This is a genomic window from Eleftheria terrae (assembly GCF_030419005.1).
In the GTDB taxonomy this organism is placed as follows: Bacteria; Pseudomonadota; Gammaproteobacteria; order Burkholderiales; family Burkholderiaceae_C; genus Caldimonas; species Caldimonas terrae.
In genome coordinates this window covers 282,240-297,761 of sequence record NZ_CP106951.1, presented here as the reverse complement: position 1 = coordinate 297,761, position 15,522 = coordinate 282,240, and the positions used below count along the sequence as shown (strand labels likewise).

Annotated in this window: 16 protein-coding genes and 1 riboswitch; of the genes, 12 read left to right on the top strand and 4 right to left on the bottom strand. The window is 71.1% G+C overall.

The window, feature by feature from the left end; translation table 11 throughout:
• The first annotated feature begins 1 nt into the window (after position 1).
• Both serB and N7L95_RS01710 read left to right on the top strand, forming a co-directional pair.
• A complete protein-coding gene (gene serB / locus N7L95_RS01715; RefSeq protein WP_301258095.1) occupies positions 2 to 706 on the top strand; it encodes a phosphoserine phosphatase SerB in 705 nt (234 codons plus the stop codon).
• Between the two features lie 56 nt (positions 707 to 762).
• On the top strand, positions 763 to 2,013 hold the full coding sequence (locus tag N7L95_RS01710; RefSeq protein ID WP_301258094.1) for a hypothetical protein: 1,251 nt from the start codon (positions 763 to 765) through the stop codon (positions 2,011 to 2,013).
• A 79-nt stretch (positions 2,014 to 2,092) separates the two neighbouring features.
• Here the strand turns inward: N7L95_RS01710 and N7L95_RS01705 are convergent, their stop codons facing one another.
• Positions 2,093 to 3,004 carry a LysR family transcriptional regulator gene (locus N7L95_RS01705; RefSeq protein WP_301258093.1) on the bottom strand — a complete coding sequence of 304 codons (912 nt, stop codon included), beginning with the start codon at positions 3,002 to 3,004 and terminating at the stop codon, positions 2,093 to 2,095.
• A 135-nt stretch (positions 3,005 to 3,139) separates the two neighbouring features.
• Between N7L95_RS01705 and N7L95_RS01700 the strand changes: the two genes are divergently transcribed.
• The 5 genes from N7L95_RS01700 (at position 3,140) to N7L95_RS01680 (ending at position 5,902) form a co-directional block, all read left to right on the top strand.
• Positions 3,140 to 3,865 (top strand): glutathione S-transferase family protein, encoded by a 726-nt coding sequence (locus N7L95_RS01700; protein ID WP_301258092.1) that lies wholly within the window; start codon positions 3,140 to 3,142, stop codon positions 3,863 to 3,865.
• A gap of 8 nt (positions 3,866 to 3,873) precedes the next feature.
• Complete coding sequence (locus N7L95_RS01695; RefSeq protein WP_301260035.1) at positions 3,874 to 4,191, top strand: DMT family transporter; 318 nt, start codon at positions 3,874 to 3,876, stop codon at positions 4,189 to 4,191.
• Between the two features lie 105 nt (positions 4,192 to 4,296).
• Entirely contained in the window at positions 4,297 to 4,857 is a 561-nt protein-coding gene (locus N7L95_RS01690) for an NADPH-dependent FMN reductase (RefSeq protein ID WP_301258091.1), read from the top strand.
• 164 nt (positions 4,858 to 5,021) lie between these two features.
• Positions 5,022 to 5,477, top strand: a complete 456-nt coding sequence (locus tag N7L95_RS01685) for an Hsp20/alpha crystallin family protein (protein ID WP_301258090.1) — start codon at positions 5,022 to 5,024, stop codon at positions 5,475 to 5,477.
• A 35-nt stretch (positions 5,478 to 5,512) separates the two neighbouring features.
• Complete coding sequence (locus N7L95_RS01680; protein ID WP_301258089.1) at positions 5,513 to 5,902, top strand: Hsp20/alpha crystallin family protein; 390 nt, start codon at positions 5,513 to 5,515, stop codon at positions 5,900 to 5,902.
• Positions 5,903 to 5,956: 54 nt separating this feature from the next.
• On the opposite strand, the gene rraA is transcribed toward N7L95_RS01680, so the two are convergent.
• Positions 5,957 to 6,466: a ribonuclease E activity regulator RraA gene (rraA, locus tag N7L95_RS01675; RefSeq protein WP_301258088.1), complete on the bottom strand. Its 510-nt coding sequence runs from the start codon at positions 6,464 to 6,466 to the stop codon at positions 5,957 to 5,959.
• On the bottom strand, positions 6,463 to 6,879 hold the full coding sequence (locus N7L95_RS01670; RefSeq protein WP_301260034.1) for an Lrp/AsnC family transcriptional regulator: 417 nt from the start codon (positions 6,877 to 6,879) through the stop codon (positions 6,463 to 6,465). Before N7L95_RS01670 ends, rraA begins: the two co-directional genes overlap by 4 nt.
• A 197-nt stretch (positions 6,880 to 7,076) precedes the next feature.
• On the opposite strand from N7L95_RS01670, the gene yedA reads away from it, so the two are divergent.
• The gene (gene yedA / locus N7L95_RS01665; protein WP_301258087.1) at positions 7,077 to 7,982 is read left to right on the top strand and encodes a drug/metabolite exporter YedA; all 906 of its coding nucleotides are present in this window, start codon (positions 7,077 to 7,079) and stop codon (positions 7,980 to 7,982) included.
• Positions 7,983 to 8,067: 85 nt separating this feature from the next.
• Here the strand turns inward: yedA and N7L95_RS01660 are convergent, their stop codons facing one another.
• Positions 8,068 to 10,653 carry a galactose-binding domain-containing protein gene (locus N7L95_RS01660; protein WP_301258086.1) on the bottom strand — a complete coding sequence of 862 codons (2,586 nt, stop codon included), beginning with the start codon at positions 10,651 to 10,653 and terminating at the stop codon, positions 8,068 to 8,070.
• Between the two features lie 220 nt (positions 10,654 to 10,873).
• Positions 10,874 to 11,110: riboswitch (cobalamin riboswitch) on the top strand.
• 67 nt (positions 11,111 to 11,177) lie between these two features.
• Here N7L95_RS01660 and N7L95_RS01655 point away from each other — a divergent pair.
• The 4 genes from N7L95_RS01655 to cobO are packed head-to-tail and all read left to right on the top strand — an operon-like array spanning position 11,178 to position 15,522.
• Positions 11,178 to 13,073: a TonB-dependent receptor domain-containing protein gene (locus N7L95_RS01655; protein WP_301258085.1), complete on the top strand. Its 1,896-nt coding sequence runs from the start codon at positions 11,178 to 11,180 to the stop codon at positions 13,071 to 13,073.
• A 13-nt stretch (positions 13,074 to 13,086) separates the two neighbouring features.
• Entirely contained in the window at positions 13,087 to 14,088 is a 1,002-nt protein-coding gene (locus N7L95_RS01650) for a FecCD family ABC transporter permease (protein WP_301258084.1), read from the top strand.
• A complete protein-coding gene (locus N7L95_RS01645; RefSeq protein ID WP_301258083.1) occupies positions 14,085 to 14,891 on the top strand; it encodes an ABC transporter ATP-binding protein in 807 nt (268 codons plus the stop codon). The genes N7L95_RS01650 and N7L95_RS01645 overlap by 4 nt, the downstream gene beginning before the upstream one ends.
• A 7-nt stretch (positions 14,892 to 14,898) precedes the next feature.
• Positions 14,899 to 15,522: a cob(I)yrinic acid a,c-diamide adenosyltransferase gene (cobO, locus tag N7L95_RS01640; protein WP_301258082.1), complete on the top strand. Its 624-nt coding sequence runs from the start codon at positions 14,899 to 14,901 to the stop codon at positions 15,520 to 15,522.

The following is a 15,522-nucleotide window of genomic DNA, read 5'->3' as shown; positions in this document are numbered from 1 at the left end:
CATGCCCACCGAGATCGCCCCCGGACTGACCCTGCAGATCGACACGCCCACGCTGCGGCTGAGCGACTTCAAGCTGATCGCCTTCGACATGGACTCGACGCTGATCGACATCGAGTGCATCGACGAGATCGCCGACATCGCCGACAAGAAGGCCGAGGTCGCGGCCATCACCGAGGCGGCGATGCGCGGCGAGATCACCGACTTCAAGGAAAGCCTGCGCCGCCGGCTGGCCCTGCTCAAGGGCGTGCCCTCGGGCGCGCTGCTGGAGGTGTATGAACACCGCCTGCGCCTGAACCCCGGCGCGCACGAGCTGGTGAACGCGGCCAAGGCGGCCGGCCTGGCCACGCTGCTGGTATCGGGCGGCTTCACCTTCTTCGCCGACCGGGTCAAGGCCCGCCTGGGGATGGACCACGCCAAGTCCAACGAACTCGAGATCGAGGACGGCCGGCTGACCGGCCGCGTGATCGGCGACATCGTCGACGGCGAGGAAAAGAAGCGCCAGCTGCTGGCCATGTGCGAGCGCATCGGCTGCTCCCCCCTGCAGGCCATTGCCGTCGGCGACGGCGCCAACGACCTGCCGATGATGGGCGCCGCCGGCCTCAGCGTGGCCTACCGCGCCAAGCCCGCGGTGCGTGCGCAAGCCATGGTGGCCATCAACGAAGGCGGCCTGGACCGGTTGCTGGAAGTGCTTCGGCCCGCGCCCTGAGGCGGCCGTGGCGAGCCGCCTCGTGCTGGCCCCCCCGCCGTGACGTGGGGCCCCAGGTGAAGCGCGACCGCCGCCGGGTTCCCGGCCGGCCCGCACTGGCCGAGCCGCCCGGGCTGCGCCCGGTACCGGCCGGCCAGGTGGCCGATGTCCGGCTCCCCGGCACGGCCGCGGGCCGCCACATCCTCGTGCATCCGGCCCGTGAAGACGGCAGCGCCGACACTTCGCGGGTGCTCTACGCGGTGCGCCGGGTGGACATCGACGGCCAGCGCGCCTACCTGCAGCAGATCGACATCTCCCAGGCGACGCCGCCGCGCTGGAAACACTGGCCCGCGCCCGCTGCCGGCCGGCGCTGGCTGTGTCGTGATCACCGCCCATGCCGGCCCACCGGCTGGCTGGTGGACGTGGCGCGGGCGAAGTGGCAGCGGCCGGCGCCGCCGCTGTTCCTGCTGTCGGCGCGCCAGGAGTTCGGTGCGTGGGCCGCCCTGGGCCTGGTGGTGCTGCTCCTGGGTGCAACGGCACCGGCGCCCGGCGGCCTTGCCGGGTTCCTGCCCTCGCGCCATGGCCTCAGCCTGCTCGTGATCGCCCTGCTGGCCGCCCGGCGGGCGTTGCGCCGGTGGCTGCAGGCGCCGGCGCAGCGCTTCCTGAGGCAGGTGGAGGCCGCGTTCGACGACGACGCGCGCGTGCCGCTGCAGGCGGCACCACCGCCGCTGGATCAGGCGGCGCCGGTACCGCCAGGCTTGCCGCTGCGCCGGGTGGAGGGCCGCGTCGACCACGCATTGCACTGGTACGAGCGCGGCGCCGAGCCGGAAGAGGGCATCGCCGTCGACCACCTCCGCTATGCCCTGACCATCGGGGGCCAAAGCTACACCGGCTGCCGCGAGGTGGCGGCCGAGCAGGGGCAGCACCCCTTCTTCTGTGCCGGTGACGAGGTCCGCCTGCTGGTCGCCGAGGAGGACGGCCAGCCGGTCGTGAAGGCCTATGCCAACCTGGCCGACGGGCACGCCGGCTCCCCTCGGGAACTGGATGGCGAGTTCGGTGTCAGCGCCGTCGCGGGCTTCAGCTTCTGGTACTGCCTGGTGGTGATGGCGGTGTGCTGGCTCGCCAGCCTGTTCGGCCCCTCGGAAGAGGTGGATGACGCCCTGGCCTTCGTTGCGGGCCTGCATGGCCTGGGCCTGCTGCCGGCCCTGGGCCAGCATGTCGAGTGGATCGGCCCGTCCCGGCCCACCCTGCACGCCCTGGGCATCCGGGGCTGGCGGGACCTGCGCGCCCGGGGTGTGGCGCTGCGCTGCCGGGTGCCGCGCCGGTAGGCGCCCGCCCCGCCTCGCGCAGGCGCCCGCCGGGCGCGGCCCGCGGTCGCCCGCTCAACAGCGGCCGGCAGCGGGCCGCTCAATCCAGCACCAGGTGCTGCGCCAGATGGCCCGCCACCGCGGACACCCGGCGCAGGTGGCGCGACTCCGGATGCGTCAGCAGCCACAGCGGCGTCTGCGCGTCCTCCAGTGGCTCGGACACCTGGCGCAGGCCGCTGCGCCCGCGGGCCAGGAACAGCGGCAGCACGCCCGCGCCCAGCCCGGCGGCGACCGCCTCCATCACCGCCACCAGGCTGTTGACCTTGACCTGCGGCTGGAGCTTCGGGTGGTGCCGGCGCCGCCACTGCACCGACGGATGGTCGGGCAGGGCCTCGTCCACCGCAACCCAGGGGCTGTCGGCCGCCAGCACCTCGGCCAGCTGTCTCGCCCGATGCCTTCGCGCGACAAACACCGCCACCCGGATCGGGCCCAGCAGCCGGGCCACCAGGTGGTCCGGCGGGCGGCGGGTGGCGCGCAAGGCAATGTCGGCATCGCGCCGGGTCAGGCTGGCCAGCTCGTTGCTGGCCGACAGCTCCAGCTGCAGCCGGGGATGGGCGGCCTGCAGCGCCGGCAGGGCCGGCAGCAGCAGGCCATGCAGCACCGAGTCGGTGGTGGTGATGCTGACCTGCCCCGCCACCTCGGCGGGCTCCAGTTGCACCGCGGTGCGGGCCGCCTCCAGCTCGGCCTCGATGCGCTCGGCATGGGCCGCAACCGCCAAGGCCGGCTCGGTGGCGCGGTAGCCGGCGCGCGAGCGCTCGAAGAGCCGCTGGCCCAGGCCTTTCTCGATGCGCTGCAGGGCCCGGAACACGGTGGACACATCCACTCCCAGCCGCAGGCCGGCCTCGGCCAGCGTGCCGCCTCGCACCAGCGCCAGCACCACTTCCATGTCGGCGGCGCCGAGCCGGAAGGTGGCCGGCAAGGGGGTGGACCGAGCTTGCAACCTTGCATTCATCGATTGCCTTTCTGCCTATTCCAGTTGCATTGGCGCAATCATAAAGTGGCGCCCATCGCAGCCCTGCCGGGCAGCGGCGGCCCGCGAGCCGCGCGCCGCCGGCCGGGTCCCCTTCCGCATTTCGGAGCCTGTTGCATGCCCCCTGCCTTTTCCTCCCAGCCCGCGCCGGCACCCGTGCTGACCCTGATCAGCCATGCCCTGTGTCCCTATGTGCAGCGCGTGGCCATCGCCCTGGCCGAGAAAGGCCTGCCCTTCGAGCGCGTTACCATCGACCTGGACCACAAGCCGGCCTGGTTCCTGGCCCTCTCGCCCACCGGCAAGGTGCCGCTGCTGAGGGTGCCGGGGCCGGCGGGCCAGGATGTCGTGCTGTTCGAGAGCAGCGTCATTTGCGAATACATCGAGGAGACGGCCACCGTCGTGCCGCTGCATCCGGCCGATGCCGTGCAGCGGGCGCAGCACCGCGCCTGGATGGAGTTCGGCTCGGGCCTGCTGGGCCAAGTGTGGAAGATGGAGACCGCGCGCGACGCGGCTTCGCTTGAGGCTGCGCGCCAGGCGCTCGCCACCGGCTTCGCCCGGGTCGAGGCCACGCTGGATGCCGATGGCCCGTATTTCGCCGGCAAGTGCTTTGGCCTGGTGGATGCGGTGTTCGCACCGGTGTTTCGCTACTTCGATGTCTTCGACACGCTGACCGACACGGGCGTCTTCGTCGACTGCCCGCGGGTGCGCCGTTGGCGCGAGGCGCTGGCACGACGGCCCAGCGTGCAGCAGGCGGTCGGGCCGGACTACCCCACCCGCCTGCTGCGCTTCCTGGCCGACCACCAGGCCCATCTGCTCGCGCTGGGCCACAAGGAGCGCGCATGAGCCCCGCGCTGGCCTGGCTGGCCCTGGTCGCGGCCGGCCTGCTGGACGTCGCCTGGGCCCTGTCGATGAAACAAGCGCAGGGCTACACGCGGCTGGGCTGGAGCCTGCTGTCGCTGGCCCTGCTGGGCGCCTTCGTCTACCTGCTGGGCCGCGCCTTGCAGGCGCTGCCGCTCGGCACCGCCTATGCCGTGTGGACCGGCATCGGTGCAGTCGGCACGGTGCTGGCCGGCGCACTCGCTTTCGGCGAATCGCTCGACGTGCCACGGCTGCTGGGCATCGGCCTGGTGTTGACCGGCATCGTGGTGCTCAAGCTGGCCCCCGGCTGAATGGGATCGACCCTGCTCGCTATGATCGATCGAGCTGCCCCGCGGGCAGCGCCCCTCCCTCGTCTTCCCTGAATCTCCCCGCTTATCTTTCCAGGAGTGATACAGATGGCCTCAAAGAAACAGGTCGCGATGATCGTCGGCAGCCTGCGGCGCGACTCCTACAACCGCAAGCTGGCCCTGGCCTTGCGCGACATCGCGCCCGAGGCGCTGGCACTGGAGATCGTCGAGATCGGCCAGTTGCCGCTCTACAACCAGGATCTCGACGCCGAGCCCCCCGCCGCCTGGCTCGAGTTCCGCCAGCGCATCCGGGCTGCCGATGCGGTGCTGTTCCTCACGCCCGAATACAACCGCTCGGTGCCCGGCGCATTGAAGAACGCCATCGACGTCGGCTCCCGCCCCTACGGGCAGAGCGCCTGGAGCGGCAAGCCCTGCGGCGTCATCTCGACCTCGCCGGGCGCCCTCGGCGCGTTTGGTGCCAACCACCACCTGCGGCAGTCGCTGGTCTTCCTCGACATGCCCTGCCTGCAGCAACCGGAGGCCTACATCGGCGGCGTGGACAAACTGTTCGACGCCCAAGGCGGCATCGGCAACGAATCGACCCGCGGCTTCCTGGCCAAGTACCTCGCCACCTTCGAGCAGTGGATCGCCCGCACCGGGCAGGGCTGAGATCCGGCCGCGGCGGCTGGCGGCCGCCACCCGGCAGCGGCCTGCAGGCCCCGCCCGCGGGGCTGCGCCGTGGCTGCACTTGCACCCTCTTGAAATGGTGGGGCCGGAACCTATCTCGGCCTACAGATGCACTGGAGCATCGCCATCCACCAGGAGGACCCACCATGTACGAATCCATGCTGAGCTTTCCGGCGGCCCTGTTTGGCGAGTTCGACCGCCTGCGCCGGGAAATGGAAGACGTCGTCGCCTCGCCCGGCCTGCCGGCGAGCATCCGCTCCGTCGCACCGGGCAGCTTCCCGGCCATCAACATCGGCCGCACGCCGTCAAGCGTCGAGATCTATGCGTTTGCGCCCGGCATCGATGCGTCCAGCATCGACCTCACCCTCGACCGCGGCGTACTGACGATGAGCGGCGAGCGCCGCTCGCCGCTGCCCGAGGAAGGCCAGCAGCGGCCCACCGTCTACAGCCGCGAGCGCGTCTACGGCAGCTTCCGCCGTGCCGTCACGCTGCCCGACGACATCGACCCCACCCAGGTGCAGGCGACCTACCGCGACGGCGTGCTGCGCGTGAGCATCGCGCGGCGCGAAGCGGCCCAGCCCAAGCGCATTGCAGTGCAGTGAGCCCACAGCCACCACAAGCCCAGGAGGTGAAGATCATGAGTGATTCCAAGCAACAACAACTGGCCCATAACCAGGCTACCCAGGCGCAGGACCAACGGGCCCTGGTGCCGCGGGTGGATGTGCTGGAGGACGAGACCGGCATCACGCTGCTGGCCGACCTGCCCGGCGTCGCCCGCGAGCAGCTCGACCTGAAGGTGGAAGGCGAGACGCTGCAGATCGAGGCCACGGTGACCCCCTTCGCGCCCGAAGGGCTGGAAGCCATGTATGCCGAGATCCGGGTGCCGCGCTACCGCCGGGCCTTCACGCTCAGCCGCGAGCTGGACGCCAACCGCATCGAGGCCAACCTGAAGGACGGCGTGCTGAAGCTGCGCATTCCGAAGCAGGAACACGCCCAGCCGCGCCGCATTCCGATCCAGGTCAGCTGACCGCCGGCGCCGGGCTGCGGCCCTCGAGCCGGGGCCGCGGCGCAGCGCCCCGGCTCAAGCGCCGGCGGCGGCAGGCAGCACCACGATGCCGTCTTCGTCGGCATACAGCCAGTCGCCGGGACGCACCCACACGCCCTGCACCTGCACCGCCACCTCGCTTTGGCCCTGGTTGCGCTTTTCGGTGGGCCAGGGCATGGCGGCCAGCGCGCGGATGCCGGTGTCGCAGCCGGCCAGCTCGGCCACGTCGCGCACACAGCCGTCCACCACCACGCCGGCCCAGCCGTTCCTGGCCGCTGCAGCGCCCAGGTTGCCGCCGACCAGCGCGCGGCGCAGCGAGCCACCGCCATCCACCACCAGCACCCGCCCCTGGCCGGGCATGTCGAGCGCGGCCTTCACCAGGGTGTTGTCCTCGAAGCACTTCACCGTGCTGACCGGGCCGGCGAACTTGCGGCGCGCGCCGAAGTCGCGGAACACCGGAGGCAGCACGCGGAAACCGCCGTCGCTGTCGTTCTTGTGCAGGTCGCAGAGGTCGCAGGTCGCAAAGTCGGGGATGGGAGTCGTCATGCCTTGTCCACTTTCTTGATGGGCGGTTTCACGTCTTCGCGGCGGGCCGGCAGCATGGGCTGGTGCTCGCGCACGGCATTCAGGATGATGGAGGTGGAGGTCTCGGTGAGGATGCAGAACTTGGTGACCACCGCATCGAGGTGGGCCACGTCGATGACGGCGATCTCCAGGATCCAGCTGTCCTCGCCGGTGACGTTGTAGGCCGTCACCACCTCCGGCGTCTGCTGCACCAGCTTGACCACCCGCGCATACTCGGCCCGGCCCACCCGGATGGCGGCCCGGATGCCGTAGCCCAGCTTCTGCATGTTGACGCAGGCGCGGTAGCCGGTGATGACGCCCGCGGCCTCCAGCTTGCGCACCCGCTCGGTGACCGCGGGCTGGCTCAGGTGCACCCGGCGGCCCAGCTCCGCCATCGACAGGCGGGCGTCGGCCTGCAGTTCGGCGAGGATGCGGGTGTCGTAGTGGTCGAGTTCCGGATTCAAGGCAGCCGTCCGTGCAACTTGTGGTTTGCAAGGATTATGAGTGCCACTTCCTTCAAACACCACTGGGCTCGAAGCGGCGGCTTTCTTACGATCTGAACTTTCCGTTCAACGCAACCGCCGCTTCCTCCATGACTGCCGCCCTCTCCGCCGCACCGCGTGCCGGCACGCTGACGCCGCTGCTCATCCTCTGTCTCGCCGCCACCTGGGTGGTGTGGGGCTCGACCTACCTGGCCATCAAGTTCGCCTTGATCAGCCTGCCGCCCTTCTTCCAGATGGGCACCCGCTTCCTGGTCGCCGGCGCCCTGCTGCTGGCCTGGATGCGCTGGCGCGGACGGCCGCTGCCGGATGCGCGTCAATGGCGCCATGCGCTGGTGGTGGGCACCCTGATGCTGGGGGGCGGCATGGGGGGCACGGCCTTCGCCGAGCAGACCGTGGGCTCGGGCCTGGTGGTGGCCTTCATTGCGGTGGTGCCCCTGATGATCGCCGCCTTGAACCTGCTGTGGCGGGTCTACCCCGGTCGCTACGAGCTGGCCGGCATTGTGGTGGGCTTGTGCGGCGTGCTGCTGCTGACCCAAGGCGCCGGCTTCCAGGCCTCGCCGGCCGGCCTGCTCGCCATTGCGATCGCCTGCGTGAGCTGGTCGCTGGGCAGCGTGTTGAGCCAGCGCAGCCTGCCGCTGGCCCCCGGCGCGATGGGCTTCGCCAGTGAGATGATCTGCGGCGGCGCGGTCTTGCTCGCCCTCTCGCTGGCGACCGGCGAAACCCCGGCCTGGCCGCCGCAGCCGGTCTCGGCCGCCGCCTGGGCCTACCTGGTGGTGTTCGGCTCGCTGATCGCCTTCAATGCCTACATGGTGCTGCTCAGCCGCGCCAGCGCGGCACTGGCCTCGAGCTACACCTTCGTCAACCCCGTGCTGGCCATGCTGCTGGGCGTGGCGGTGGCCGGCGAGCACATCACCCGCTTCGAGTGGGCCGCCGCTGGCGTGGTGCTGTGCGGCGTGGTGCTGATGCTGCGCGGCGCCGCCTTGCGCGCGCGCTGACGCGGGCCTGGTGGCAACGAGGCCTTCGCACGGACACTCGGCAAGGCCGCCCGGGATGTCTCCGGGTCAGCCTGCCGGTGCAGCCTCAGCGACCGATCACCTCCACCTCGGCCAGCGACAGCGTGCTCTGCCGGTTCAGCCAGATGCGCACATAGCGGCCGGTCTGCGCCTCGGACAAGGCCACCTCCAGCGCACGTTCGCCCTTGAGCGTGTCGACGTGGTAGACGCCGACGCCGGGACGCGCCCGCTCCTCCTCCAGGCTGCCGCTGCCAAAGGGTGTGTCCGACACCAGCACGTCGAAGTCGGCCAGCAGCTCGCTGCAGCAATCGATGCGGTTCCACAGTCGCACCCGGCGTAGCGGGTGCACCGCGCCGAGGTCCACCTCCCACCAGGGCTGGAAGGCCTCGCCGGTGAAGGTCAGCGGGCCGTCACGCCAGGTGGCGTTGAAGCGGCCGTCCACCGCCCGGCTGGCGACCCCGCCGGCCGCCGTGTGGGACTGCCGGGCCGGCTTGCGCAAGGCCAGGTTCACCGGCCCCTCCTCCACCTCCACCTCGGCCAGCGCGAGCACGTTGGCTTCGGACTCGCCGCCCTGGCCGCCCGAGCCGGAGAGGTCCGGGTCCGACTGGCGCTGCACCCGCACGCCGTGGCCGACCACCGCGGTGCCATTGAGCAGGGTCAGGTCCACATGCAGCCGGTCGGGCGACTGCAGCAGGTTCTCGGCATTGAGCAGGCCTGAGGTCCAGACCGGGTTGCCGGCTTCATCCAGCACCGACACCGTGATGTCGCGCAAGCGGCTGCGGCAGTCGTCGGTGTCCCGGCATTCGCCCAGGCGGTTGAACAGGCTGATGCCAGCGATCGGGCGGCCGCTGCCGAAGTCGAGCTGCCAGCTCGGGTCGACATTGCTCGACGAGGTGGCGCTGTAGGCAGACCAGCTGCCGTCGATGGCGGCGCCGGCGTCGCGAAAGCCGCTGGTGCTCGATTGGCTGGCCCAGCCCTGGTAGGCGACGTTGGCCGAGCCGCCGCGCACCTCGACGATGGCCGCCGAGGACGGCACGCCCTCCTCGTCGACCACATGCAGCTGGTAGTGGCCCGGCGGCAGCAGCGTCTCGCCCAGCTCGCCGAGGTGCAGCTGTACCCGGTTCATGGACTGCGAGAACGGCACCGGCACGTAGCGCAGGTCGGTGCTGTGCCCATGGGTGACGGCGCCGGCCGAGATCAGCGCCACCGAGGCGATGCGGCGGCTGTCGGACAGGCGCAGCGAGCCGTCCTCGCCCTGCCGGAAGTACGGATCCACCCGCTTGATGGCCGGCCGGTCGGCCCAGACCACCTCGCCGTCCCAGCGCTTCTTGAAGAAGTAAGGCGGAAAGAACACCTGTGCGGTTTTCGCAAAGACCGGGCCCGGCGAGCCGCCACCGGTGTTGAGCACCGCCCCGTTCGGCAGCAGCAGCGACGTGGAGTGGTACAGGCGGGCGGCCGCGGCCGGTGCCCAGGTGGCCCACTGCCCGGTGTCGGGGTCCCACATCTCGGCCGGCATCACCGCGGTGCCGACACCGTTGCCCCGGGTGGTGCCGCCGGTGACCAGCACCCGGCCATCCGGCAGCATCAGCGAATTGGGATAGTTGCGGGCGAAGTTGAGCTCGGCCGTCGGGCTGCTGACGGGCAGGTCACCGGCGATGTCCAGCACGGTGGCCTTGCGGGTCGCGGGCTCGCGGTCGAAGTCGGTTTCGCCGCCAGCGATCAGCAGCACCTTGCCGGGGCGGTACATCACCGAAGTGCCCGCCACGCCCAGCCGGTGGCCCGCCGGACCGAGCACGGTGAGGCGGCCTTCGCCCTGCGGGTCGAGCTGCCACAGCAGGTCGTTGGAGACGCCGACGATCAGGCCGTTGGGCGCCAGGTAGGCACGCGGATACCAGAAGCGCTTCTCGGTGGCGCCGAACGCCTCCTCGCTGCTGGCACCGGTGAGGGGCCGCCAGCCCTCGGCGGCGGAAAAGATCTCGGGCGTCACGCCATAGGCCGGCGGCGTGATGCCGCCATTGTTGCCGCCCACCACCACCACCCGGTTGTCGGGCAGCTTCACCAGCGTGCCGTACCAGCGTGGCTGCTGCATCTGCGAGGCGCGGGCGATCAGCAGGCTGCGGTCGGGGTCGTACTGGGCCGTCTTCCAGAAGGTGTTGCCGCCAACGATGAGCAGCAGGCCGTCCGGGCCCATCACCGATGCGCTGCAGAAAGAGTCGAGCTCGGTCGGGCTGGCGACTTCCCGGTGTGCCGCGGGCGTCAGGCCGATGCGGGTGTCCCACTCGTCGAAGGTGACCGCCTTGCGGGTGCGCGGGTTCTCCTCGTTGGCACCGTAGGTGAGGATGCGGCCGTTGGGCAGCACGTTGGCATGGATGCCGAGCAGGGGCCAGTCGACCACCGGCGTCCACATGCCAACCAGGTGGGCATCGGCCGTGGGGGTGACGGTGCCGACCAGGCCGTCGAGTGCCGGGGCGATGACGGCCGCCTGGGCCGTCTCGCGATCATCGGCCGCCTCGGCGGCCGGGGCGGCTCTGCTGCCGTCCGTGTCGGCATCGCCGCCGCCTCCGCCTCCGCCGCCGCAGGCCGCCAGGGCGGCCAGGATCCAGGGCGCGACCAGGTGGCCAAGCACAAGGCGAGGCCGCTTCAGTATCAACATGCTGACTCCGTGAGGTCCCGTGACGGGCGGGGGGGGCCGCTGCGGCGGTTGCCCGTTGGGACGGGGTTGTTCTTCGTGGCCCGAACGATATCGGCAAAGAAGTGGGCACGCGCCCACCCAGTCAGGGGCCTTGGCAAGGCGGCCCAGGGCGCGCCGTTTGCTTACGAGGCGTCCCAATTGCTTCACGTGTGCTGGATCAACCGGGAAGTCTGCAACGCTCTCATACAATCATCGGGTTGGTGCTCGCGCGGCCGGTCGGCTGCGCGGTTAAACGGGAAGCAGGAGGGGCCGGTGCCGCAGAGGTGCCGATCCTGGCCTGCGCTGCCCCCGCAACGGTCAGCAGACGAAGCGCACCGTGCTTCAGCGCCGGTTCACCGCCACTGGCTCGGCAACGAGTTGGGAAGGCCACCGGCGTCGGTCTGCCAGCCCGGATACCGGCCAACAGGGGGGCGTGCACAGCACGCCCGAACGGCTCGGCCCTGCGGGGAAGCAGGCACGAGCATCGATCGACTGCCTTTCTCGCGATGACCACACGATCGTCCACCATGCTGCATGGTGTGTTGCCGCTGGCGCTGGCCGCTGCCTTTCCTTCTTCTTCCTGGGCCGATGCCGAGGCCCTCCACCTGCCGGAGACGGTGGTGACCGCGACGCGGCTGCCCCAGCCCGTGCAGGACGTGGTGGCCGACGTGTCCGTCGTCACCCAGGAGGAGCTGCGCCGCTCCGGCCAGACCACCTTGCGCGAGGTGCTGCAGCGCCTGCCCGGCGTGCAGATGAGCAGCAACGGCAGCTATGCGTCCAACACCCAGCTGTTCATGCGCGGTGCCGAGCTCAGCCGGATGGTGGTGCTGCTCGACGGGATACGCATCGGCTCGGCCACCTCGGGCGCTGCAGCCATCGAGAACATCCCCGTCGCGCAGATCGAGCGCATCGAGGTGCTGCGGGGCCCGGCAACCACCCTCTACGGCGCCGATGCGGTGGGTGGCGTCATCCAGATCTTCACGCGCCGCGGCAGCGCCGGGCAGCAGTACGAGGCGCAGGCCGGCTTCGGCTCGCACGGGCTGGTGAAGTCCAGCGGCAGCGTCAGCGGCGGCGGCCCCGGCTGGGGCTATGCGCTCTCGCTGTCCGGCGAACGCGCCAAGGGCATCAGCAGCCGCACCCGCGAAGGCGGATCGCTCGACTACAACCCGGACGACGACAGCTACCGCAGCGGCTCGGTGGCCGGCTCGCTGAACTGGACCGTCGCGCCCGGGCACACCATCTCCACGCAGTGGTTCAGCGCGCGCAACATCCACGAGTTCGACAGCACCTACTCCGACCCGCTCACCTTCGGCAGCCCGCTGGGCCTGACCTCCGCCACCACCGATGCCGAAACCCGCGGGACCACCACGAACTGGGGCGTGACGATCGACAACCGCCTCAGCGAACGCTGGCAGTCCAGCGTTCGCCTCGGCCTGACGCTCGACAAGAGCGCCAGCGTCTACGAGCGGGCCTCCGATGGCGCGCGCGATGGGCGCTACGACTTCGACACCGAACGCCTGCAGTTCGGCTGGCAGAACACCTTCTCGATCGGCAGCGACAAGGTGATCGCGGCGCTGGAGCGGGTCGAGGACGAGGTGGACAGCACCACCCCCTACACCGTCAGCCGGCGCCACACCAACAGCGCCCTGCTGGCCTACTCGCTGGACCGCGGGCCCTGGATCGGGCAGGCGGCGGTGCGGCGCGACCACAACTCGCAGTTCGGCGGCTTCACCACCGGCAGCCTGAGCCTGGGCTACCGCCTGACGCCGGCCCTGCGGCTGACCGGCAGTGCCGCCAACAACTTCCAGGCGCCCACCTTCAACCAGCTGTACTTCCCTGACTACGGCAACCCGGCGCTGCGCCCGCAGCGCAACCAGGGCCGTGAACTCGGCGTGAAATACGACGACGGGCGCTGGCAGGGCTCGCTCACCTTCTACCGCAACCACATCCGCGGCTTCATCGACACCGTGACGGCCAAGCAGACCAGCCGCGCCAAGATGTCCGGCGCCACGCTGCAGGCCGGCTGGCGCAATGCCGACTGGCACATCGACGGCTCGTTCGACATCCTCGATGCCAAGGACGAGGCGACCGACCGTGAACTGGTGCGCCGTGCAGACCGCACCGCCCAGCTCACCGTGGAAAAGCAGGCCGCCTGGGGCAACGCCTTCGTGGAATGGTTGCTCGTCTCGGATCGCGAAGACACCGCGGTGAAGGGCCGCCGGCCACGCCTCGGCGGCTACGGCCTGCTGAACCTGGGGGCGCAATGGCGGCTGGCGCCGGCGTGGACGCTGCTCGCACGCCTCAACAATGCGACCGACAAGGACTACACCACGGCGTACAGCTATTCGACGCTCGGCCGCACCGCCTTCATCGGCATCCAGTTCAGCGGCAGCCGCCCCTGAGCGGGCCGGCAACATGCGAGCGACACGGCCGCCCCTGGTCTTCCTGATGCTCGGCCTGGCCGCCGGCGCCAGCCTGCTGCTGGCCGTCGCCGTGGGCAGCCAGGCGCTGTCGCCCGGCGCGGTGCTGGCCGCCCTGGCGGGCCAGGCGCAAGGAATCGATGGCGACATCGTGCTGCAGCTGCGCCTGCCGCGCGCCCTGTGCGCCCTGGCCTGTGGTGCCCTGCTCTCGCTGTCCGGCGCGCTGCTGCAGGCCTTGCTGCGCAACCCGCTGGCCGATCCGTACGTGCTGGGTGTGTCGAGCGGCGCAGCGGTGGGCGCGCTGACGGCACTGTGGGCAGGCCTCGGCTGGTGGCTCGTGAGCGCCGGTGCCTCGGCCGGCGCGCTGGTGGCCACCGGCGCGGTCTTCCTGCTCGGCGCCCGGGCCTTTCGCCGGCAGGCCGACAGCACCGAAGCCGGCGTGCACCTGCTGCTGGTGGGCGTGATCCTGAGCGCGGGGTTCGCGGCGATCGTCTCCTTCATCCTCTCGGTGGCGCCGGAGCAGCAGCTGCGCAGCATGGTCTTCTGGCTGCTCGGCGACCTCAATGGCGCCGACCGCTACGGCCTGCCGCTGGCCGGCGCCGCCCTGCTGCTCGGACTGGCGCTGCTGGTCGCGCGTGACCTCAACCTGATGCTGCTCGGCGATGCCCAGGCCGCGTCGCTCGGCGTGGAGGTGCGCCGCGTGCGCGCGCTGGTGGTGGTGCTGGCCTCGCTGGCGGCCGGCCTGGCCATCACGGTGGCCGGCAGCATCGGCTTCGTCGGCATGGTGGTGCCGCATGCGCTGCGGCTCTGGCTCGGCAACGACCAGCGCCTGCTGCTGCCAGCCTGCGCGCTGGGCGGTGGTGGCTTCCTGGTGCTGGCCGACACGCTGGCCCGCAGTGTGGTGGCGCCGATGCAGCTGCCGGTGGGCGTGCTCACCGCGCTGATCGGCGTGCCGGCCTTCCTGTGGCTGCTGCTGCACCGCGGAGGCCGGCCATGAGCGAGGAGATGCGTCCCGCTGCCGGCCCGGCGGTGCTGTGCACCGCCGGCCTGGTGGTGGAGGCCGGCCGCCGGCGCCTGGTGGACCGGCTCGACTGGCAGGTGCGGCGTGGCGAGCGCTGGGCCCTGCTGGGCTTGAACGGCTGTGGGAAGACCACCTTGCTGCGCACGCTGGCCGGCCTGCTGCCGGCGGCGGCCGGCGAGGTGCGCTACGAAGGCCGGCCGCTGGCCGCCCTGCCCACCCGCACGCTCGCCCGGCTGCGCGCCTGGTGCCCGCAGCACCACCATGACGTGTTCGCGATGAGCGCACTCGACGTGGTGCTGGCCGGCCGCCAGCCCTATGCCGGACGCATGGGCTGGCTGGCACCCGGCGACCTGGCCATCGCCCGCCGCTGCCTGGCCAGCTGCGACGTGGGCCACCTGGCCGAGCAGGATGTGCGCAGCCTCTCCGGCGGCGAGCGCCAGCGTGTCGCGCTGGCCGCCGCGCTCGCGCAGGAGACGCCGGTGCTGCTGCTCGACGAGCCCACCGCCCACCTCGACGTGGCCCACCAGCTCGGCCTCACCGGCTTGCTCGCCACACTGGACGAGCGGGCGGTGCTGATGTCGCTGCACGACGTGAACCTGGCGCAGCGCTGCTGCACGCATGCGCTGCTGTGCCTGCCCGCACGCACCGGCCCGCCCCGCTGGGCGGCCGGCCCGCTGGCCGAGGTGCTGACCGAGGCGCACCTGGCACAGGCCTATGGCTGCCGGATGAAGCCTGTCATTCTCGACAGCCACACCTATTACTTGCCAGCGCAAGAATAAAGGACACATGAGCATGGACACACCGGAAGACGAGGCCCTGGCCGAGCGCCACCGCCGCCGCATGCAACGCAAGAAGGAAGTGGTCGATGCAAAGATCGGCGCCGCGCAGCGCGACTGCGGCCTGATCGTCATCACCACCGGCAACGGCAAGGGCAAGAGTTCGAGCGCCTTCGGCATGGTGGCGAGATCGCTCGGGCATGGCATGAAGGTCGGCATCGTGCAGTTCATCAAGGGCGCCATGCCAAGCGGCGAGGAGCATTTCTTCCGCCGCTTTCCCGAGGAGGTGCGCCTGCACGTGATGGGCGAGGGCTACACCTGGAACACGCAGGACCGCGAGCGCGATGCCGCCAAGGCCCGCGAGGCCTGGTCGATCGCGGCCGGCATGCTGCAGGACCCGGCCCTGGGCCTGGTGGTGCTGGACGAGCTGAACATCGCGCTGAAGTACCGCTACCTCGATGTGCAGCAGGTGATCGACGACCTGCTGGGCCGGCCGGAGATGCAGCACGTCGTCATCACCGGGCGCGGCGCGCCGCCCGAGCTGGTGGAGGTGGCCCACACGGTCACCGAGATGAACGTCGTGAAGCACGCCTTCGCGCAGGGCATCCGGGCGCAGCCCGGCGTGGAGCTGTAG